The 19,244-nt window shown below is 72.4% G+C and carries 19 protein-coding genes and 1 pseudogene; 9 read left to right on the plus strand and 11 right to left on the minus strand.

What is annotated here, in order from left to right:
- Positions 1 to 58: 58 nt before the first annotated feature.
- From ABFX51_RS08010 to ABFX51_RS08020, 3 genes are all read right to left on the minus strand, one after another.
- Positions 59 to 1,465 (minus strand): aminotransferase class V-fold PLP-dependent enzyme, encoded by a 1,407-nt coding sequence (locus tag ABFX51_RS08010; RefSeq protein ID WP_346053169.1) that lies wholly within the window; start codon positions 1,463 to 1,465, stop codon positions 59 to 61.
- Positions 1,462 to 2,766 (minus strand): MFS transporter, encoded by a 1,305-nt coding sequence (locus tag ABFX51_RS08015; RefSeq protein WP_346053171.1) that lies wholly within the window; start codon positions 2,764 to 2,766, stop codon positions 1,462 to 1,464. Before ABFX51_RS08015 ends, ABFX51_RS08010 begins: the two co-directional genes overlap by 4 nt.
- 74 nt (positions 2,767 to 2,840) lie before the next feature.
- Positions 2,841 to 3,866 (minus strand): LLM class F420-dependent oxidoreductase, encoded by a 1,026-nt coding sequence (locus ABFX51_RS08020; protein WP_346053173.1) that lies wholly within the window; start codon positions 3,864 to 3,866, stop codon positions 2,841 to 2,843.
- Between the two features lie 117 nt (positions 3,867 to 3,983).
- Here ABFX51_RS08020 and ABFX51_RS08025 point away from each other — a divergent pair, with 117 nt between their 5' ends.
- On the plus strand, positions 3,984 to 4,568 hold the full coding sequence (locus ABFX51_RS08025; protein WP_346053175.1) for a TetR/AcrR family transcriptional regulator: 585 nt from the start codon (positions 3,984 to 3,986) through the stop codon (positions 4,566 to 4,568).
- Here ABFX51_RS08025 and dmpG read toward each other — a convergent pair.
- Together dmpG and ABFX51_RS08035 are read right to left on the minus strand one after the other, a co-directional pair.
- A complete protein-coding gene (gene dmpG, locus ABFX51_RS08030) occupies positions 4,565 to 5,590 on the minus strand; it encodes a 4-hydroxy-2-oxovalerate aldolase (RefSeq protein ID WP_346053177.1) in 1,026 nt (341 codons plus the stop codon). The two genes, ABFX51_RS08025 and dmpG, sit on opposite strands and share 4 nt — an antisense overlap.
- Entirely contained in the window at positions 5,587 to 6,483 is an 897-nt protein-coding gene (locus tag ABFX51_RS08035; protein WP_346053179.1) for an acetaldehyde dehydrogenase (acetylating), read from the minus strand. Before ABFX51_RS08035 ends, dmpG begins: the two co-directional genes overlap by 4 nt.
- Before the next feature lie 40 nt (positions 6,484 to 6,523).
- Here ABFX51_RS08035 and ABFX51_RS08040 point away from each other — a divergent pair, with 40 nt between their 5' ends.
- On the plus strand, positions 6,524 to 7,276 hold the full coding sequence (locus ABFX51_RS08040; protein ID WP_091503354.1) for an IclR family transcriptional regulator: 753 nt from the start codon (positions 6,524 to 6,526) through the stop codon (positions 7,274 to 7,276).
- A gap of 84 nt (positions 7,277 to 7,360) precedes the next feature.
- On the plus strand, positions 7,361 to 7,873 hold the full coding sequence (locus ABFX51_RS08045) for a hypothetical protein (RefSeq protein WP_346053181.1): 513 nt from the start codon (positions 7,361 to 7,363) through the stop codon (positions 7,871 to 7,873).
- 106 nt (positions 7,874 to 7,979) lie between these two features.
- On the opposite strand, the pseudogene ABFX51_RS08050 reads toward ABFX51_RS08045, so the two are convergent.
- Positions 7,980 to 8,261: pseudogene (locus ABFX51_RS08050) on the minus strand (DUF6886 family protein); the annotation flags it as partial.
- A gap of 23 nt (positions 8,262 to 8,284) precedes the next feature.
- Positions 8,285 to 9,151, minus strand: a complete 867-nt coding sequence (folP, locus tag ABFX51_RS08055; RefSeq protein WP_346053203.1) for a dihydropteroate synthase — start codon at positions 9,149 to 9,151, stop codon at positions 8,285 to 8,287.
- A 96-nt stretch (positions 9,152 to 9,247) separates the two neighbouring features.
- On the opposite strand from folP, the gene ABFX51_RS08060 reads away from it, so the two are divergent.
- Positions 9,248 to 9,907: a TetR/AcrR family transcriptional regulator gene (locus ABFX51_RS08060; RefSeq protein ID WP_091503348.1), complete on the plus strand. Its 660-nt coding sequence runs from the start codon at positions 9,248 to 9,250 to the stop codon at positions 9,905 to 9,907.
- A 345-nt stretch (positions 9,908 to 10,252) separates the two neighbouring features.
- On the opposite strand, the gene rpsA is transcribed toward ABFX51_RS08060, so the two are convergent.
- Entirely contained in the window at positions 10,253 to 11,752 is a 1,500-nt protein-coding gene (gene rpsA, locus ABFX51_RS08065) for a 30S ribosomal protein S1 (RefSeq protein WP_091503344.1), read from the minus strand.
- 278 nt (positions 11,753 to 12,030) lie between these two features.
- On the opposite strand from rpsA, the gene ABFX51_RS08070 reads away from it, so the two are divergent.
- The 5 genes from ABFX51_RS08070 to ABFX51_RS08090 all read left to right on the plus strand — a co-directional run bounded on the left by ABFX51_RS08070 (position 12,031) and on the right by ABFX51_RS08090 (position 16,935).
- Positions 12,031 to 12,873, plus strand: a complete 843-nt coding sequence (locus tag ABFX51_RS08070) for a class I SAM-dependent methyltransferase (protein ID WP_428832455.1) — start codon at positions 12,031 to 12,033, stop codon at positions 12,871 to 12,873.
- Positions 12,870 to 13,790, plus strand: a complete 921-nt coding sequence (locus tag ABFX51_RS08075; RefSeq protein WP_346053186.1) for a GNAT family N-acetyltransferase — start codon at positions 12,870 to 12,872, stop codon at positions 13,788 to 13,790. The genes ABFX51_RS08070 and ABFX51_RS08075 overlap by 4 nt, the downstream gene beginning before the upstream one ends.
- A gap of 87 nt (positions 13,791 to 13,877) precedes the next feature.
- A complete protein-coding gene (locus ABFX51_RS08080; protein WP_346053188.1) occupies positions 13,878 to 14,495 on the plus strand; it encodes a P-loop NTPase family protein in 618 nt (205 codons plus the stop codon).
- Positions 14,492 to 16,372 carry a YhgE/Pip domain-containing protein gene (locus tag ABFX51_RS08085; RefSeq protein ID WP_346053189.1) on the plus strand — a complete coding sequence of 627 codons (1,881 nt, stop codon included), beginning with the start codon at positions 14,492 to 14,494 and terminating at the stop codon, positions 16,370 to 16,372. Before ABFX51_RS08080 ends, ABFX51_RS08085 begins: the two co-directional genes overlap by 4 nt.
- On the plus strand, positions 16,369 to 16,935 hold the full coding sequence (locus tag ABFX51_RS08090) for a TetR/AcrR family transcriptional regulator (protein ID WP_091503322.1): 567 nt from the start codon (positions 16,369 to 16,371) through the stop codon (positions 16,933 to 16,935). Before ABFX51_RS08085 ends, ABFX51_RS08090 begins: the two co-directional genes overlap by 4 nt.
- A 708-nt stretch (positions 16,936 to 17,643) precedes the next feature.
- Here ABFX51_RS08090 and ABFX51_RS08095 read toward each other — a convergent pair.
- From ABFX51_RS08095 to ABFX51_RS08105, 3 genes are all read right to left on the minus strand, one after another.
- Positions 17,644 to 18,237 carry a Rossmann-fold NAD(P)-binding domain-containing protein gene (locus ABFX51_RS08095; protein ID WP_245782804.1) on the minus strand — a complete coding sequence of 198 codons (594 nt, stop codon included), beginning with the start codon at positions 18,235 to 18,237 and terminating at the stop codon, positions 17,644 to 17,646.
- A gap of 78 nt (positions 18,238 to 18,315) precedes the next feature.
- Positions 18,316 to 18,747, minus strand: coding sequence for a VOC family protein (locus tag ABFX51_RS08100; RefSeq protein WP_091503317.1), 432 nt, complete (start codon positions 18,745 to 18,747; stop codon positions 18,316 to 18,318).
- Between the two features lie 62 nt (positions 18,748 to 18,809).
- Complete coding sequence (locus ABFX51_RS08105; protein WP_091503312.1) at positions 18,810 to 19,199, minus strand: helix-turn-helix domain-containing protein; 390 nt, start codon at positions 19,197 to 19,199, stop codon at positions 18,810 to 18,812.
- Positions 19,200 to 19,244 lie beyond the last annotated feature (45 nt).

The raw sequence follows: 19,244 nt of genomic DNA on the forward strand, positions 1-19,244 counted from the left end.
CGCGCGTCGTCGCCTCGAACGGGCCGTGGCCGGAAACTAGCACCGGGAAGGAGCAGGATCAAGTAAACGATTTCCCAGGGCGGTAGAGCGTGCCGAGGAATTCCAGCAGCAGGCGCTCCCGCAACGGGGGCGGCGCTGCCGCGAGCAGGGCGTTGACCTCCGCCATCCGAGCGGGCAGCGCGCCGCTTCCGCCGAGCCCCGCCGCCGAAAGCAACCCGGCGAACTGCTCGCCGGTCAAGGTGTCGGGGTCCAGCGCCGCGATGAACGCCGCCACGTCCGGATCGACGCGCACCGGCCCGGCGGCGCGGGCGGCGGCGACGGATTCCGTGAGCGCGGTGAGGAATTCGTCCTCCGTGCCGTGGTTGGCGGCCGTGACCGTGAGGTGCAGGTTGAGTGGCGACGACTCGTGCGCGAACTGCGGCTGCACGTACCAGCCGCGCTCCCGCATCTCGTCGGCCACGGTGAACAGGTCGAACTCCTCGCTGTCCGCGGCGAGCGCGAGCAGCGTCGAGTCCGGTTCGCCCAGCACGCACAGCCCGTCGATCGCCGCGACGCCCTCGCGGATCCGCCGCACCGCGGCCAGCGTCCGCTCCGCCAGCCGGAGGTAACCCGCGTCGCCGATCTGCCGCACCACCGCCCACGCCGCCGCGAGCGGACCGCCCGAGCGCGTGGACTGCAAGGTCGTGTTGAGCATCGTGTAGCCCGGCCAGCGCGCGCTCGCGAAGTAGTGCCCGCGGCGCAGGTCCGCGTCGCGGTGCAGCAGCACGGAAACACCCTTGGGGCAGTAGGCGTACTTGTGCAGGTCCACCGAAACGCTGGTGACCCCTTCGACGGCGAACCCGAACTCCGGCACCGGCACGCCCAGCCGCTGGAAGTACGGCAGCACCCAGCCGCCGATGCACGCGTCCACGTGCATCCGCACGCCACGCGCGGCGGCCGCGGCGGCGATCTCCGCGACGGGGTCGAGCACGCCGTGCGCGTAGGACGGGGCGCTCGCCACGACCAGCACCGTCGAGTCGTCGATGGCGGCGGCCATCGCGGCCGGGACGGCGCGGAACGTCACTGGGTCGACCGGCACGACGACCGGCCGCACGCCGAACAGGTGCGCGGCCTTGTGGAACGCCGCGTGCGCCGTCGACGGCAGGACCATGTTCGGCTCCGGCGCGTCGCCACGGGCCGCGAGGACGGCCAGCAGGCACGACTCCGTGCCACCCGAGGTCACCGAACCGACCCCGCCGCCCAGCAGGTCCGCCGCCGTTGCGACGAGGTCGTTCTCCAGGCGCAGCAGGCTCGGGAACGCCGTCGGGTCGAGCGCGTTGGCCGACGACGCGAGCGCGTGCGCCGACGCCGCCAGCGCGTCGAGCCCGGCCAGCCCGCTGTCGTAGACGTAGGCGAGCGTGTGCCCGCCGTGCGTGGGCAGGTCCCCGGCGCGCAGCGCCCGCAGCTCGGCGAGGACGTCCGTCATGCCGAGGGCTCCAGCACCCGGCGCCGCAGCAGCGGGATCGCCAGCACCACGAGCACGCCGGGCAGCAGCGTGAACCCGAGCAGGATCGCGATCACCGCGCTGTGCGGCTGCGCGGCCGAAGCGTCCACACTGGACACATACCCGCCCGCGGTGAGCAGCAGCCCGAACAACCCCGGCCCGAGCGCGAGCCCGAGGGTCTCCGACGCCGTCCACACGCCCGCCGCGACCCCGGCCCGCGTGGCGCCGGTGCGTTCCTCCTCGGCGCTGATCAGGTCCGGCAGGATCGCCAGCGGGAACACCTGGATGCCCGCGTACCCGACGCCCGCGAGCGCCACGAACACCATCGCCACCCCCAGCGGCAGCACGAGCGAGAAGCACAGGCCCAGCATCGCCACGCCGAACGCGAGCGAGGCGAACCGGAAGCCCCACAGCTTGCCCCAGCGCGCGCCGATGCGCGGCCACAGCGGCATCGTGAGCAGCGCCGGCCCGACGAAACCGACGAAGAGCAGCGGCTGCAGCCCGGCGTCGCCGAAGACGTGCCGCGCCGCGTAGTTCACGCCCGCCAGCAGCGTCGCCACGCCCAGCGCCTGGACGAAGTAGACGCCCAGCAGCCAGCGGAAAGCGCTCCACTCGCGCATCGTCGTCAGCAGGTCGCGCCACCCCGCAGTCGGCGGCCGCCGCTGCCCGACCGGCGCGCCCCGCGTCCCGAGGAACACGCCAACCGTGCCGACCAGGATGACCAGCCCGATCGCCAGCCCCATCACGCGGTAGCCCGCCACCCCGCCGATGCCCTCGGTGATCGCCGGGGCGACACCGCCGGAGATCAGGATCGCGACCGCGAGGAACCCGATGCGCCAGCTCGTCAGCCGCGTGCGTTCGTCGTAGGAGTCGGTGAGCTCGGCGGGCAGCGCGTTGTAGGGCACCTGGAAGATGCCGAACGCGGTGGCGCACAGCAGGAACGCGACCACCACGTAGGCCGCGTCCGCGGCGGTGCCGCCCAGCCCGGGGTGCGCGAAGATCACCGCGAACAGGATCGCCACGCCGATGCCGCCGAACAGCAGGAACCGCCGCCTGCTGCCGTGCCGGGCGAGGTCGGCGTCCGACAGCCGCCCGGCGAACGGGTTGAACACGACGTCCCACGCCTTGGGCACCAGCACGATGACGCCCGCGACCGCACCGGGCACCGCCATGGTGTCGGTCAGGTACGGCAGCAGAAGCAGGCCGGGCACGGTGCCGAAGGCGCCCGTGGTGAACGAGCCGAGGGAGTAACCGAACCTCGTCGATGCCGGGAGCGCGGCCATGACCCTCCTTCGCGCGCGGGAACCGCGACGAATCGTGTCATCGTCGCCGGGCAGGGCCGTGACCGGGGCCACCCCTACCGCAAGATCGGCGCGACCCGCCGCAGCGTTTCGGCGTTCCCGCGCAGCAGCAGGGTCGTGACCACCGTGGCCTCCCAGCGCGCCAGCTCCTCCCGGATCTTCTCCGGCGGGCCGATCAGCGACGTGTCCTCCACGAGGCTGGTCGGGATCGCCGCCGCCGCTTCGGCCTTCCGGCCCGCGAGGTAGAGGTCCTGCACCTCGTCGGCGACGTCGGCGTACCCGAGGCGCGCGAACACGTCGTGGTGGAAGTTCACCTCCTTCGCGCCCATGCCGCCGATGTAGAGCGCGAGCGAAGGTTTCATGAACCCGGCCGCGGTCTCGACGTCGTCGTGCACGATCACCGGGACCGACGCGGCGACCTCGAAGTCCGCCATCGTGTGCCGCGCGCCGGGGCGGGCGAAGCCCTCCTCCAGCGCCGCCCGGTAGAACCCGTCGGCCTTGGGCGAGAAGAACAACGGCAGCCAGCCGTCGGCGATCTCGGCGGCGAGCGCCACGTTCTTCGGCCCTTCGGCGGCCAGGTGGATCGGGATCTCCTCGCGCAGCGGGTGCACAGTGGACTTGAGCGGTTTGCCCAGGCCGGTGCCGCCGGGCAGCGGCAGCGGGTAGAACGGTCCGTCCGAGGTGACGGGCTCCTTGCGCGCGATCACCTGCCGCACGATGTCGAGGTACTCGCGTGTGCGGGCGAGCGGTTTGGGATAGGGCTGCCCGTACCAGCCCTCGACGACCTGCGGCCCCGACACGCCCAGCCCGAGCACGAACCGCCCGCCCGACAGGTGGTCCAGCGTCAGCGCGCTCATCCCGACCGCGGCCGGGGTGCGCGCGGACATCTGCACGATGTTGGTGCCGAGCTTGATCCGGCTCGTCGCGGCGCCCCACCACGCGAGCGGGGTGAAGGCGTCGGAGCCGTACGCCTCGGCCGTCCACACCGAATCGAAGCCGAGCTCCTCGGCGGTGGTGATCGCTTCGAGCGCGCCTTCCGGCGGGCCGGACTGCCAGTAGCCGATGTGGTAGCCGAGCTTCACGGAGCCTCCCGGGGTGAGTAGTGCTTCGGATCGTTCGCGCCACGCCGGCCGGGTGGCTGCGGTGCCGTGACCAGCACGCTACGATTGACAACACCCGTAGTCAATTGAGGGGACGCGATGACCCGGACCTGGGCGGGCACGACGCTGGCGGACCGCCGGGCCGCGCGGCGGGAGCGGCTGCTGGCCGCCGCGCTCGACCTCCTGGGCACGGACGGCAGCTCGGCGGTCAGCGTACGGGCGGTGTGCCGCGGGGCGAAGCTCACCGAGCGGTACTTCTACGAGAGCTTCGCCGACCGCGAGGAGCTGGTGACCGCCGTCTACGAACAGGTCGCCGCCGAACTGCGGCAGGCGCTGGTGGACGCCGTGCCCGACCGCGGCGCCGAACCCGCGGTGCGGGCGGAAGCCGCCGTGACCGCGTTCGTCGAGCTGGTCGTCGACGACCCCCGCAAGGGCCGAGTGCTGCTGCTCGCGCCCGTCACCGAACCGGCGCTGTCCGCCCGTGGCGTGGCGCTGCTGCCCGCGTTCGCCGCGCTGGTCCGCGAGCAGCTGCCCCCGCGCCTGCCCGCCGACGAGCGGGAGATGACCGCGCTCGGCCTCGTCGGCGCGCTGGCGAACCTGTTCACCGCCTACCTCGCCGGCACACTGGCGGTCTCCCGCGAGCGGCTGATCGCGCACTGCGTCCACCTCCTCGCCCGCGCCTAGTGTTCCGCCGCCAGCTGGAGCGCGATGTCGATGATCATGTCCTCCTGGCCGCCCACGTACTTGTTCTCCCCCACCCGGTAGAGGATTTCGTGCGCGGGCACGCCGTAGCGTTCCGCCGCGCGCTCCGCGTGCAGCAGGAAACTCGAATACACCCCCGCGTAGCCCTGCACGATCGACGCGCGGTCCATCACCGGCAGCCGCGTGATGTAGGGCTTCACCACGTTTTCCGCGGCGTCCATGAGCACGTCCTTGTCCACGCCGGTCCGGACCCCGAGCCGCTCGAACACCGCCGCGAGCACCTCGGTCGGCGAGTTGCCCGCCCCGGCGCCGAGCGCCACCAGCGAGCCGTCGATCTGCCGGGCGCCCGCGCGGTGGGCGAGCACGGAGTTGGCCACGCCGAAGCTGAGGTTCTGGTGCCCGTGGTAGCCGACCTGCGCGTCGTCGCCGAACTCGGCCACCAGCGCGGCGACGCGCTCGGCGGCGTCTTCGAGGATCAGCGCACCAGCGGAGTCCACGATGTACACGCACTGGCAGCCGGCGTCGACCATGATCCGCCCCTGCTTCGCCAAAGCGTCCGGAGTGGACATGTGGGACAGCATCAGGAAACCGACGGTCTCCAGCCCGAGCTCGCGCGCCTCCGTGAAGTGCTGGAGGGACACGTCCGCCTCGGTGCAGTGCGTGGCGATGCGCACCGCGCCCGCGCCGAGGTCCGCCGCGGCCTTGAGGTCGGTGACCGTGCCCAGCCCGGGCAGCAGCAGGACGGCGATCTTCGCGCGCTTGGCCTCCGCCACGGCGGTCGCGATCAGCTTCCGCTCGTCCACGAGCGAAAACCCGTAGTTGAACGTGGAGCCGCCGAGCCCGTCGCCGTGGGTGACCTCGATCAGCGAGACCCCGGCGTCGTCGAGCGCCCGCACGGTGTCCCGCACGTTGTCCTCGGTGAACTGGTGCGCCATCGCGTGGCTGCCGTCGCGCAGCGTCGTGTCGACGATCCGCACTTCCCGCCCGTCGTCCGCCCAGTTCATGCCATCACCTTCTTCTGCGCCAGCAACTCGCCGACGCGCGCGGCGGCGGCCGTCATGATGTCCAGGTTCCCGGCGTACGGCGGCAGGTAGTCGCCGTTGCCCGCGACCTCCAGGAACACCGCCACGCGTGCGCGGCCCTGCCAGCCCGGCCGCGGGTCGTCGAACTGGGGCGGCGCCTTGAGCGTGTACCCCGGGACGTACTCCTGCACGGTGGTGACCATCCGCTCGACGGACGCGGTGATCGCGTCGCGGTCGGCGTCCGGGTCGATCGCGCAGAACACCGTGTCGCGCATGATCATCGGCGGCTCGACGGGGTTGATGATGATGATCGCCTTGCCGCGTTCCGCACCGCCGACCCGCTCGATCCCGCGCGCGGTGGTCTCGGTGAACTCGTCGATGTTCGCGCGCGTGCCGGGGCCTGCCGAGCGCGACGAGACCGACGCGACGATTTCGGCGTAGGGCACCGGCGTCACGCGGGAAACCGCGTGCACGATGGGGATCGTGGCCTGCCCACCGCAGGTGATCAGGTTGAAGTTCGGGGTGTCCAGCTGCTCCGGGGAGGTCACCGCCGGGCACGTGTACGGCCCGACCGCCGCGGGCGTCAGGTCGATCGCCTGGATGCCCGCTTCGGCGTAGCGCGGCGCGTTGGCCAGGTGCGCCTTCGCCGACGTCGCCTCGAACACGAGCTCGGGCAGTTCCGCCCGTGACAGCAGCCAGTCCACGCCCTCGGCCGAGGTCTCCAGACCGAGGGCGGCAGCGCGCGCCAGCCCGTCGGAGGCCGGATCGACCCCGACCATGTACCGCACGTCCACGAACTCGCTGCGCCGCAGCTTGGCGAGCAGGTCGGTGCCGATGTTGCCCGGCCCGACGATCGCCGCGATGGCTTTCCTCATGGGCCTTACCCTCCGCCGCGGGGCCGGGCACACTCAACGCATGTGTGCCGCTGAGCGGGACGACCCGGGAGGGGTCACCGCCGCCCGCCTGACCGCCCTGCTCTGCGCGTTCGCCCCGGGCGACGAGTGCCTCGGCGCGTCCGAGCTCGCCCGCCGCACGGGGTTGCCGAAGTCCTCGGTGCACCGGCTGCTCGGGCACCTCGTCACGCACGGGTTGCTCGAACGGGACGGCGGCGCTGTCCGGTTGGGCCTGAAGTTGTTCGAGATCGGGCAGCTGGCCGTGCGGGGGCGCGGACTGGTCGACGCGGCGCGCCCCTACCTCGCCGACCTCCGCGAAGCCACGCGCAACACCGTGCACCTGGCCGTGCTGGAGGGGACCGAGGTGGTGTACCTCGACATCGTGCGCGGCCCCGACGCGCCCGCACTGCCGTCGCGGATCGGCGGCCGGTTCCCCGCGCACGCGACCGCCGTCGGAAAGGCGATCCTCGCGCACTCTCCCGGTTCGCAGCTGGAGGCGGTAATCTCTGCGGGCCTGCCCCGGGTCGGGCCGCGGACCCTCACCGCGCCCGGGCTGCTGCGCAGGCAGCTGACCAGGGTGTGTGAGGAGGGCGTCGCGTACGACAGAGAGGAATCGGGGGCCGGTGTCGTCTGCGTCGCGAGCCCGGTGCTGGACGGTTCGGGGCGCGCCCGCGCGGCCGTCTCGATCTCGGGCTGGAGCAACCGGGTGCGCGCCGAACGGGTCGCTCCAGCCGTGCGAACCACTGCCCTTACGCTGTCCCGCACACTCCCTTAACAGCCAGTGCACGCGTCGTCCGCCACCATGCGGAACGATCCGAACGCTGGACAAGGCCCGCGCCAGGCGAAACGGAGGACACCCGTGATCGGCCAGACCACTCAGGTGGACGACCTGCGGCTCGTCGCGCTGCCCAGTGCCGTCAACTGCGCCGAGATGTTCGTGCGCTTCGCGCTCGCCGAGTGGTCGCTGCGGTCGCTGGTCCCGGAGGCCACCCGGATCATGCGGCACCTCGTCTCCGCCTCGGTCCAGCAGAGCGGGGCCGGCACGCCGAAGTTCATCACCGTGCGGCTGCGCCTGCACGGCGACGCGCTCGTGCTCGAACTCGACGACGACCTGCACGGTGAACCGCCCGAGCTGCCCGGTGCGCAGATCAACGCGGTGACGCTGCCCGGCTCGCGGCGCAACATGTGGTCGGAACTGCCGCTGCCGACGGGCATGTCCGCGGCCGCCGTCCCGCTCCCCCAGCGCGCGCCGAGCCGCGCCGCACAGCCCGCCCCCGTGGAGTACCCGCCGGAGCAGCCAAGGGTGGACGCGGATTCCCAGATCCTGCAACGGGTTCTGTACGGTCTCAACCGCACCAACGGCCGCGGCTGACGGGTCAGGGAGGCGGGCGGCGTTGCCCAGCCGTGTCCCCGCTGAAGCCGACCGTGCTGGTGCTTACCGCGTCCCAGAACGGCCAGAGGTGCGTGAGCACGCGAAATTAGCGCCCCGCTTCCTCGTGCAGCCGGAGGAGGTCGCCGACCGGCTCGGCCGGTCCGAGCGGTTCGACCGGCACGGTCGCGACGTGGGCGTGCGGCGTGGGATCGCCGAACGGCCGGAACCGTTCCGCGGGAAGCCGGTAGGCGAACTACCTGACCGTCCGCACGGCGTCCAGCCAGTGGTATCCGATGGCGTGCACGCGGTCGCCCCCGCCCGCGCCGATGATCCGTTCCCGGTCGGTGTCCGTGGTGGACGGCGTGGACCAGGCCATCGCCCGCGGGCCCTGCCGCGGTAACGACCGCCGCGCTACGCCAGCCCGCGGATGGCGCGGGCAGGTGGGCGGTGACCGTCGATCGCGGCGACCATTTCCAGGACGCGGCGGGTCTGGCGCACCTCGTGCACGCGGAAGACGGCCGCCCCGTCGCGGGCGGCGAGTGCGGTGGCCGCGAGCGTTCCGTCGAGCCGCTCCGTCAGCTCCACCCCGAGCGTCTCGCCGACGAAGTCCTTGTTGGACAGTGCCATCAGGACGGGCCAGCCGGTCTCGGCGAGCGTGGCGGCGTGCCGCAGCAACGCGAGGCTGTGCCAGGTGTTCTTGCCGAAGTCGTGCGTGGGGTCGATGAGGACGCCCCGCCGCGGCACCCCCAGCGCGACGACCTCCTCGGCCCGCCGCGTCGTCTCCTCCACCACCTCGCGCACCAGATCTTCGTAGTGCACCCGGAACGGGCGCGTCCGCGGCGCGGCGCCGCCGGTGTGCGAGCAGACGTAGCCCGCGCCGAACTCGGCGGCCACCTCGGCGAGTTCCGGGTCGGCACCGGCCCACGTGTCGTTGAGCAGGTCCGCGCCGGCCTCGCACGCGGGGCGCCCCACCTCGTGCCGCCACGTGTCCACGCTGATCACGAGGTCCGGGTGCCGCCGCCGCACCTCGGCGACGAACGGCACCACGCGGCGGATCTCCTCGGCCACATCCACTTCCTGCCCGGGACCCGCCTTCACGCCACCGATGTCAACGATGTCGGCGCCTTCCGCGACCACCCGGTCCACTGTGGCGAGTGCACGCTCGTCCTCGAAGCTCGCGCCGCGGTCGTAGAAGGAATCGGGGGTGCGGTTGACGATCGCCATGACCAGGGCGCGGTCGCGGACCAGCGGCCTGCCGCGGAACTCGAGTTCGACCAGGGGCACCCCTCCATCATGCCCTGGCGGGTCCGTGCCGCGAGAACGGTGGTCATGCCCTAAGTTGCTTCCCAGGAGACCCGAAGGGGGTGCGTGCGGATGGCCACGAGGCACAGCCAGGCCGGACCTGCCGAGAGCTCCAGCAGGGAACGGCTGCTCCAGGCGGCGCTCACCGTGCTCGTCGAGCAGGGGGTCGCGGGGCTGACCGTCCGTGGCCTCGCCGGCGCGGCGGGCAGTTCGACCATCGGGGTCTACACGCGGTTCGGTGGCCGCACGGGTGTGCTCGACGCCTTGTACGAGCGCACTTTCGAACTGCTGCACGAGGAACTCGCCGCACTGCCCCCGGTTTCCGGTGATCCGCTGCCCGACGTCCTCGCCTTCGCCCGCACCTACCGGGAGTTCGCGCTGGAGAGCCCGGCGCGGTACGCCTTCATGTTCGAGCGGGCCGTGCCCGGCTACGACCCGGACCCGGACCTGCGGATGCTGGCGCAGCGCAACACCTACGACCTGCTCGCCGAGCGCGTCCGCCCCGCGGCCGGTCCCGGGCTGGACGAGGACAGCGCCGGCTACCTCGTGTGGACGGCGATGCACGGGCTGGTCAGCCTGGAGCTGACGCACCGCGCCCGCACCCCGCCGCCGGGTTGGTTCCTCAGCCCCGAGGACGATTCCTACGCGCGCATCTTCCAGGACGGCATCACGACGGTGCTCGCGGGTGTCGCCACGCGCCAGAAGCCGGACAACGGCCTCTTCGGCCGCTGAGACAGCGCTTTCAGAGCCCGCCGGGCGGCGCCGCTGGGCGGGCCGGCCACGGACACGGGCCCACCTCCGCGCCGCTCACCGGCTTCCCACCTCGACGCGCCACTCAACCGCCCCCACCTCCGCGCGCCACTCAACCGCCCCCACCTCCGCGCGCCACTCAACCGCCCCCACCTCCGCGCGCCACTCAACCGCTCCCACCTCCGCGCGCCGCTCAACGTGAGCGGCCGCCACCCCTCCGCCATCGGCCACCGCCCCCGGAAAGCGCTTCCCCGCGAAACCCCGCACACGACAACGGCCCCCGGCTCCCGAAGGAGCCAGGGGCCGCTGCCGCTAGGTGCCTAGTGCTCACGCACCGCCGGAGAGCTTCTCGCGCAGAGCGGCGAGCTGCTCGTCCGAGGCGAGGGTGCCACCGCTCGACCGCGAACCGGAGTCCGAAGCCGACGAGCTGTAGCTCTGCTCGCCTCCGTCGACACCGGTGGCGGCGTCCGCAGCGGCGGCGGCGTCGGCCTCGGCGGCCTTCGCGACCTGGCGCATGTGCGCCTCGTAGCGGGCCTGCGCCTCGGCGTACTGGCGCTCCCACTCCTCACGCTGCTTCTCGTAGCCTTCCTGCCACTCCTGCGTGTCGGGGTCGAAGCCCTCGGGGTAGATGTAGTTGCCCTGCTCGTCGTACTCGGCGGCCATGCCGTACTGGGTCGGGTCGAACTCGGTGTCCGGCGTGACACCCTCGTTCGCCTGCTTCAGCGACAGCGAGATGCGGCGACGCTCGAGGTCGATGTCGATGACCTTGACCATGACCTCGCTGCCGACCTGCACGACCTGCTCCGGGATCTCCACGTGGCGCTCGGCCAGCTCGGAGATGTGCACCAGGCCCTCGATGCCCTCCTCGACGCGGACGAACGCGCCGAACGGGACGAGCTTGGTGACCTTGCCCGGCACGATCTGGCCGATCGCGTGGGTGCGGGCGAACTGGCGCCACGGGTCTTCCTGGGTCGCCTTCAGCGACAGGGACACGCGCTCGCGGTCCATGTCGACGTCCAGCACCTCGACGGTGACCTCCTGGCCGACCTCGACGACCTCGGACGGGTGGTCGATGTGCTTCCAGGACAGCTCCGAGACGTGCACCAGGCCGTCGACGCCGCCGAGGTCCACGAACGCACCGAAGTTGACGATCGAGGAGACGACGCCCTTGCGGACCTGGCCCTTGGCGAGGTTGTTGAGGAACTCGCTGCGGACCTCGGACTGGGTCTGCTCGAGGTAGGCCCGGCGGGACAGCACCACGTTGTTGCGGTTCTTGTCCAGCTCGATGATCTTGGCCTCGAGTTCGCGGCCGACGTAGGGCTGCAGGTCGCGCACGCGGCGCATCTCGACGAGCGAGGCGGGCAGGAAGCCGCGGAGACCGATGTCGAGGATGAGGCCGCCCTTGACGACCTCGATGACGGTGCCCTTGACGGGCTCGTCCTTCTCCTTGAGCTCCTCGATCGTGCCCCAGGCGCGCTCGTACTGGGCGCGCTTCTTGGACAGGATCAGGCGGCCTTCCTTGTCCTCCTTCTGCAGGACCAGAGCCTCGACCTCGTCACCGACGCTGACGACCTCGCCGGGGTCGACATCGTGTTTGATCGACAGCTCACGCGAGGGGATCACACCCTCGGTCTTGTACCCGATGTCGAGCAGCACCTCGTCGCGATCGACCTTGACGATCGTGCCCTCCACGATGTCGCCATCGTTGAAGTACTTGATCGTCTTGTCGATCGCCGCGAGGAAGTCTTCCTCCGACCCGATGTCGTTGACCGCGACCTGCTGGGTCTGCGGGCCGGTCGTCGGGACGGTGGTGGTGTCGGTGGTCATTAGGTGGGTTGCTCCGGTAACGGCTTGGAATTAGTAGGAGGTGTGCAGTTAGCTGTCGCGCGGTGAGCGGACGACGGCGAACTCCACGGTTTTCGTCCCTGCGAACGGGCGCGAAGCTCCACCGCCGACGGTACGCGACCCGGACCCCGGCTCGAGCTGTGCCGGGAGGAAGGTAGCGCGAACCCACTGCGCTGGAGATATCGTACGCGGCCGTCGGTATGCGGCACAAACAGGGTCGCCTTGCCCGCGCGGGGAACCCGCTGGGCGAGAATCGGACCGTGACCGCACAGGACAGGCACGACTCCGCCGAACACCGGCTGGGCACCGTCGGCGTCGCCGCGCGCCCGGTGGGCGCTCGGGAGGCCACTGCGGCCAATCTGGCCTGGTGGGACGCCGATGCCGACGACTACCAGGCCGAACACGGCGCGTTCCTCGGGGACGCCGATTTCGTGTGGTGCCCCGAAGGTCTGCGCGAAGCCGACGCCGCCCTGCTGGGCGACGTGCGTGGCAGGCGCGTCGTGGAGATCGGCTGCGGTCAGGCCGCGTGCGCCCGGTGGCTCGCCGCTTCCGGCGCGCACCCGGTGGCACTGGACCTCTCCGGTGGGATGCTTCGTCATGCGAAACAGGCCAACGCGCGCACCGGGATCGATATTCCCCTCCTCCAGGCGAGCGCCGAGGAGCTGCCGCTGGCGACCGGGAGCATGGACGCGGCGTGCTCGGCGTTCGGGGCGCTGCCGTTCGTCGCCTCGCCCCGGACGGTGTTCGCCGAGCTGCACCGGGTGCTGCGGCCCGGCAGCCCGTGGGTCTTCTCGGTGACCCACCCGATGCGCTGGATCTTCCCCGACGACCCCGGCCCGAACGGGCTCACCGCGACCCAGCCCTACTTCGACCGCACGCCGTACGTGGAGGTCGACGCCGAGGGCCGCGCCACCTACGTCGAGTACCACCGGACGCTCGGCGACTGGGTCCGCGCCCTGACCGGCCCCGGTTTCGTGCTGGAGGACCTCGTCGAGCCGGAGTGGCCGGAGGGCCACTCCCGCGTGTGGGGGCAGTGGAGTCCCTTGCGCGGCAAGCTCTTCCCCGGCACGGCGATCTTCGTGACGCGCCGGGCGGACCGGTGATCGCCGGCCGCCTGATCACCGCGCAGCGCGCGCGGTTCGCCGCCGTCGACCCGGCGCTGCCCGCGCCACCGGGCCCGCCGGAGGGTGAGCTGCTGACCGCGGCGACCGCGGACGGCGAGCAGGTGGCCGCGGCACTGCAGACGAAGTCGCACCCCCCGGGGGCGCTGGACCTGCTGTGGTCGGCGCAGCGGGTGTGGCAGCTGTTCCCGTACCCGGGCGAGACCGGCGGCGAGGGCGTGGAAGTGCTGCTGCGCGCGTGGCGGCACCGGATGGACGCCGAGTCGCCGGGCCCGGATTCCGCGTGCGCGGTGACGTGGCCGAGCCGGGACGCGCCGGCGATCAGCGCCTTCCTGCGGCACGGCATGGTGCCCGCGTCCGTGCTCGCCATCCGCACCCGTCCGCCGGAGCCCGCGCCGGTGCCGGACGAGGTGACGGTGCGCCTGGCCGGGCCCGAGGACTTCGAGGAGGTCCTCGACCTGACCACGGTGACCTTCGACTACACCGCGCTGGTGACGGCCCGGAGCCGCCCCGAGGCGGGTGAGCTGATGACGCCCCAGCTGCGGCGCAACCTCGCCGCGGGCGCGCCGGTCTGGCTCGCCGAGGTCGCGGGGATCGCGACGGCGGTCGCGGACTGCGGGTGGATCGACTCCGCGCCGGGGACGTGGGCGGCGGAGCTGCTGCCCCACGGGCGCTGGGGCTACGTCAACAACGTCGCCACCCGGCCCGATGCTCGAGGCCACGGCATCGGGCGCGCGCTGATGTCGGTGGTGCACCGGGAGTTCGCGCGGCGCGGCGCCGTCGGCACCTACCTCTACTACAACCCCACCAACCCGCTGTCCTCGGTGTTCTGGCCACAGCAGGGTTACCGTCCACTGTGGACGTTCTGGGAGGTTCAGCCCGCGTCGGCGTTGCGCTGACCACATCCTGGGTACCCCGCGTTGCGGGCCGCCGTCGTCCGCCGTAGCGTTTGAACTGACCAGTCAGTCTAAACAAGGGGGACGCTCGTGCAGGTGTGCGCCGAGCAGGTCACCGTCGCCGGGCCGCACGGGACCGTGCTGCCGCCGACGTCGCTGACCGTCGAGGAGGGTGGGCTGGAGTTCGTGCACGGCGAGCCGGGCACGGGCGTCACCGCCTTCGGCCTGGCGCTGACCGGGCGGCTGAAGCCGACCACCGGGCTCGTGACCGTGGACGGCAAGCCCGACGCCGCGCGGCTGCGCCGGGTCACCGCCGTCGTGGACGCACCCGGCGTGAGCGAGCCGGAGGACGCGCTGCCCCTGCGCGTCGTCGTCGGCGAGGAGCTCGCGCTGGGCGGACGGCCTGCCGGGAAGCAGGACGTCACGCGCTGGCTCGCCGAGCACGACGCCGCGGGCCTCGCCGACGCCCGGTTCGAGCACCTCGAGCCCGCTGTCCGGACCCGGCTGCTGACCGAACTGGCCGCCGCGCGGAAGGACGTCCGGCTGCTCGTGCTCGACACCCCCGACCGGCACACCAGCGACGTCGACAGCTGGGCGGCCACCGCGCGGGCGCACGCCGAGCGCGGGCTCGCCGTCGTCGTGCTGACCGCCACCACTCCCCTGGCCGCACTGCCCGCCACCCCGATCCGGATCGGAGCACCCTCGTGACCAGCTTCCGCATCGCGGCGAACGAACTGCGCCGGCTGACCGCGGGCAAGCTGCCGAAGCTCGCCGTGGCCGCCCTCGTGCTCGTGCCGCTGCTGTACGCGTCGTTCTACCTCTACGCGAACTACGACCCCTACGGCCGTCTGAGCAAGCTGCCCGCCGCGATCGTCAACGAGGACACCGGGGCGCAGGACCGCAACGTGGGCCGCGAGGTCACCGGCGAGGTGGTCAAGTCCGGCACGTTCGGCTGGCACGAGGCGTCGGCGGACGAAGCCCAGCAGGGCGTGCGCGACGGCAAGTACTCCTTCGCCATCACGATCCCCAAGGACTTCTCCAGCGCGCTGCTGTCGTCGGGCAACTTCACGCCCGAGCAGGCGACCATCCGGCTGACCACCAACGACGCCAACAACTACCTCTCGCACACCATCGCCAACCAGGTCGCCGAACAGATCCGCACGACGATCGCGGAGAAGGTCGGCGCGGAGGCGGCGAACCGGTTCCTCATCGGCTTCTCCACGATCTACGGCAAGACCCAGGAGGCCGCTAACGGCGCCACACAACTGGCGGACGGCGCGAACCGGCTGCGCGACGGGCAACAGCAGCTCGCCGACGGCGCCTCGCAGCTCGCCTCGGGCAGCACGCAGCTGTCCGCGGGGCTCAACACGCTCCGCAGCAGCACGGCGTCACTGCCGGACAAGACGCGGCAGCTCGCGGACGGGGCCGCCCAGGTGTCGGCGGGCAACGCGCAGGTCGCCGCGGTCGGGCAGACGCTGGCGAGCGGGTCGTCGGACCTGCAGCAACAGCTGAACGACGCCGACAACCAGGTGGCGCAACGACTCCGCGCCACCGGTGTGCCGGAGGCGCAGGTGCAGCAGGTGCTGTCGGTGCTGCACGACCTGCGCTCCCCCGTCGACCAGGCGAACGCCAAGGTGCAGAACGCGGCGAACCAGCTGAACCGGCTCGCGGACGGCTCGCGCCAGGTCGCGGCCGGTGCCGCCGCACTCGCCGACGCGACACCCCAGCTCACGAGCGGCATCGGGCAGGCCGCCGACGGGGCGAACGCGCTGTCCGCCGGCGCGGCGAAGCTCAACGACGGTGAGAAGACCGCGCTCGACGGCACGAACCAGCTGGCGACGGGCGCGGGCCAGTTGCGGGACGGCCTGAACGAGGGGCTCAAGCAGATCCCCAACCCCAACGACCCCACGCGCACCGCGACGGCCGACACGATCGCCGACCCGGTGACGGTGGACTCGGCCGGTGTCGCGTCCGCGGGCACCTACGGCGCCGGGCTCGCCCCGTTCTTCATCTCGCTGGCGACGTGGATCGGCGCGTTCGTGTTGTTCCTGTTGCTGCGCCCGCTGTCGGCCCGCGCACTCGCCGCCGGGGTGTCGCCGCTGCGGGTCGCGATCGGCGGCTGGCTCGCCTCCGCGGTGCTGGGCATCGCGCAGGTGCTGGTGTTGTTCGGGGCGGTTACGTGGCTGGTCGGCATCCACGTCGCGCACCCGCTGGGCGCCATCGGGTTCGCGGTACTCGCGTCGCTGACGTTCACCGCCATCGTGCACGCGCTCAACGCGATGTTCGGGGCGGTGGGCAAGTTCCTCGGCCTGGTGCTGCTGGTGCTGCAGCTGGTCAGCGCCGGGGGCACGTTCCCGTGGCAGACCCTGCCCGACGCGCTGTACCCGCTGCACCTCGTGCTGCCGATGGGGTACGTGGTCGACGGGCTGCGGCACCTGCTCTACACCGGCGCGTCGCTGGAGAGCCTGCTGGACATCGGCGTGCTGTGCGGGTGGCTGGTGGCCGCGGTGATGGTGTCCACGCTGGCCGCGCGGAAGCAGCGCGTGTGGACGGTGTCGAAGCTGCACCCGGAGCTGAGCCTGTGACGACGACGAAACAACGCCTGTTCGAGGCGACGCTGAAGCTCGCGAGCGACCGCGGGCTGGCCGAGCTGACGGTCGACGACATCGCCGCCGAGGCCGGCGTCGCCAAGGGCACGGTGTACTACAACTTCGGCAGCAAGGACGGGCTCATCGACGCACTCCTGCGTTACGGCGTGGGGCTGCTCGCCGAGCGGCTGCGCGAGCACGCGGACGAGCCCGACCCGGTCGCGGGGCTGGAAGCGCTCGTGGACACGGGTTTGGCGTTCATCGCCGAGTACCGCGGGTTCTCGCAGATCCTGGTGAGCGAGATGTGGCGGACGCCGGGCCGCTGGCACGAGACGTTGCGGCCGTTGCGGGAAGAGGTCGTCTCGATCGTGAAGGACCAGCTGCAGCGTGTCGCGGACGTGGGCAGGCTGCCGGAGGGGGTGCAGGTGTCCACGGCCGCGGCGGGCCTGTTCGGCACGCTGCTGGTCGTCGCACTGGACTGGCAGGTGTTCCAGCCCACCCGCACCCGCGCCGACGTCCGGGATTCGGTGCTGCTCCTGCTGCGGGGCCTGGCCCGCTGACGGCTCGGCAAGGGCGGCGCGCGGTGGGGCGGCTGCGGCCGCCGTCCCCGCGTGGTTTTCAGTGCACAGGGGGCGCTGCCGCACGGGCGGGCTCGCTGACGGCTGCTCCTGCTGCGGGACCTGGCCCGTCTCGAGGTGGCAGATCGAGCGGGCGCCGCCGCACGGACGAGCCCGCGAGGTCGGCTACGGCCCGGACCACGCCGAAGTTCCAGCGGCGCGTGCCGCCGCACTACGGCTGCTCCGGTTGCGGGGCCGTCACCCGCCGACGGCTCGGCGGCTGCCGTCCCCGCCCGGGTTTTCAGTGCACCAGTAGGCGCTGCCGCACGGGCGGGCTCGGTGACGGCTGCTCCGTGCGAGGCCCTGGCCCGCCGACCACTCATCCCACCAGCGGGCCGCCCTGGCCCACGTCGTGCAGCGACGCCGGGCGCTGCCGCACGGGCGTGGCCGCGCGGCAGGCTACGGCTCGAAAAGCGCTGAAGTTCCTACAGCGGGCACCGCCGCACTACGGCTGCTCCTCCTGCGGGGCCTGGCCCGCTGACCACTCATCCCACCAGCGGGCGGGCCTGGCCCGTCTCGATGTGGCAGATCAAGCGGGCGCTGCCGCACGGACGAGCCCCCGAGGTCGGCTACGGCCCGGACCGCGCCCAACTTCCAGCGGCCCGCCGCCACGACAACTGCTCCGGTTGCGCGACCTGGCCCGCCGAGGGCTCAGTGCACCAGCGGGCGGGACTGGCCGACCTGGTGCAGCGACGCGGGGCGCCCCTCCACCGCACGGGACACCGCCTCCAGGACGGCGCCGCTCAGCTCCGTGTGCGACAGCGGGCGGTTGCCCGGCAGCCCCGACAGCGAGCCGGCCAGCACGAGCTGCGTGGGATGCGCGGCGAGCAGCGGCTCCGGCGCCTCCGGGCCGCCCACGGCGCGGACCTCGACGACCGGCGCCGCGGGCGCGAGCAGCCGTTCACACGCGCCCAGCACCGCACGCCGGTACTGCTCGTGCACCCACGCCACCAGCAGGTCCGCCGGACCGCCGAGGGCCGACTCGGCCTTCGCGGCCAGCTCGCGCGGGCGGTCCCAGTGCGCCTCCACCCATCGCGCGCGCCCGGGCTCGCGCCGCTGGGTCGGCACGTGGCCGCGCGGCCGCAGTGCCTTGAGGGCGGCGACGCCCATCCGGTTCTCGGGCACCGACAGCGGCTGGTAGCGACGGCTCGGCAGCACCACCTGCCAGCCGTCCCGGACCAGCGCCTCCGCCACCTCCGACAGCATGCCGGTACCCGCCAGGATGAGCGCTCGCCTGCCCGTCATGGCCCCACGCTAACCCGTGCTTAGCCCATTCGCAGGACTCCGATCGGGGCCTTTCATGCTGGTAACACGCCTTTCACGTCACCCCCAGTCCTTGCTTCCGTCGAACTCGTGACGCTCCGTGAGACTGAACCAGTTGCCCGAGTCATCGCGGAAAACCGCCTCGACCCCGTACGGGCGTTCGGCCGGTTCCTGCAGGAAGGTCACGCCCCGGTCGACGAGCTCCTCGTACGTCTTGCGGCAGTCGTCCGTGGCCCACACCCCCGAGCCCATCGCGCCCTTGGCGATCAGTTCCCGCACGACCTTCTCCGTCTCCGGGTCGTGCTGCGGCGGGCCGGGGCGCATCAGCACGACCTCGACGTCCGGCTGGTCCGGCGGGCCGACGGTGAGCCAGCGGAAATCGCCGACCCGCATGTCCTGGCGCACCTCGAAACCGAGCTTCTCGGTGTAGAACGCCTTCGCGGAATCCTGGTCCAGCACGTAGAGGTTCGCGTGCGACAACCTTCGGATCATGGTTCGCTCCCCTGTTCTTTCCGGTGGTGCGGCAACGCTAACCGGAACCGGGGGACGGACGCTTATCCGAAAGTGCTGGGCTTGGTCCACATCATCAGGTAGCACCCCGGGATCGCCGGCGGGCCGTGTTCGGCGCGGTACTGCGTGGGGGTGCGGCCGGTCAGCTCCGTGAACCGGCGGCTGAACGTGCCCAGGCTGGTGAACCCGACGGCGACGCAGACCTCGGTGACCGTGAGGTTCGCCGAGCGCAGCAGGTCCTGCGCGCGCTCGATCCGCCTGCGCGTCAGGTACGCCTTGGGCGTCTCGCCGTAGGCCGCGGCGAAGCACCGGATGAAGTGCGAGCGCGACCAGCCCGCGACGGCCGCCAGCCGCGCCACGTCCAGCGGCTCGGCGTAGTGGGCGTCCATCCAGTCCTTGGCCCGCCGCAGGTGGGCCACCGCGGGCGGGGCCATGGTCACTCTCCTCGAAGGACGCGGGGCGGCGGCCGGCACCGCCGC

It is taken from the genome of Amycolatopsis dongchuanensis (assembly GCF_039542405.1).
In the GTDB taxonomy this organism is placed as follows: domain Bacteria; phylum Actinomycetota; class Actinomycetes; order Mycobacteriales; family Pseudonocardiaceae; genus Amycolatopsis_E; species Amycolatopsis_E sacchari.

Excerpts from the sequence above, each read along its gene's own strand:
- ABFX51_RS08060 (WP_091503348.1), top strand. The coding sequence starts at position 9,248 with ATGGCCACGAGGCACAGCCAGGCCGGACCTGCCGAGAGCTCCAGCAGG.
- ABFX51_RS08010 (WP_346053169.1), bottom strand. The coding sequence starts at position 1,465 with ATGACGGACGTCCTCGCCGAGCTGCGGGCGCTGCGCGCCGGGGACCTG.
- ABFX51_RS08100 (WP_091503317.1), bottom strand. The coding sequence starts at position 18,747 with ATGATCCGAAGGTTGTCGCACGCGAACCTCTACGTGCTGGACCAGGAT.
- ABFX51_RS08105 (WP_091503312.1), bottom strand. The coding sequence starts at position 19,199 with ATGGCCCCGCCCGCGGTGGCCCACCTGCGGCGGGCCAAGGACTGGATG.
- dmpG (WP_346053177.1), bottom strand. The coding sequence starts at position 5,590 with ATGAACTGGGCGGACGACGGGCGGGAAGTGCGGATCGTCGACACGACG.
- rpsA (WP_091503344.1), bottom strand. The coding sequence starts at position 11,752 with ATGACCACCGACACCACCACCGTCCCGACGACCGGCCCGCAGACCCAG.
- ABFX51_RS08015 (WP_346053171.1), bottom strand. The coding sequence starts at position 2,766 with ATGGCCGCGCTCCCGGCATCGACGAGGTTCGGTTACTCCCTCGGCTCG.
- ABFX51_RS08035 (WP_346053179.1), bottom strand. The coding sequence starts at position 6,483 with ATGAGGAAAGCCATCGCGGCGATCGTCGGGCCGGGCAACATCGGCACC.
- ABFX51_RS08095 (WP_245782804.1), bottom strand. The coding sequence starts at position 18,237 with ATGACGGGCAGGCGAGCGCTCATCCTGGCGGGTACCGGCATGCTGTCG.
- ABFX51_RS08025 (WP_346053175.1), top strand. The coding sequence starts at position 3,984 with ATGACCCGGACCTGGGCGGGCACGACGCTGGCGGACCGCCGGGCCGCG.
- ABFX51_RS08040 (WP_091503354.1), top strand. The coding sequence starts at position 6,524 with ATGTGTGCCGCTGAGCGGGACGACCCGGGAGGGGTCACCGCCGCCCGC.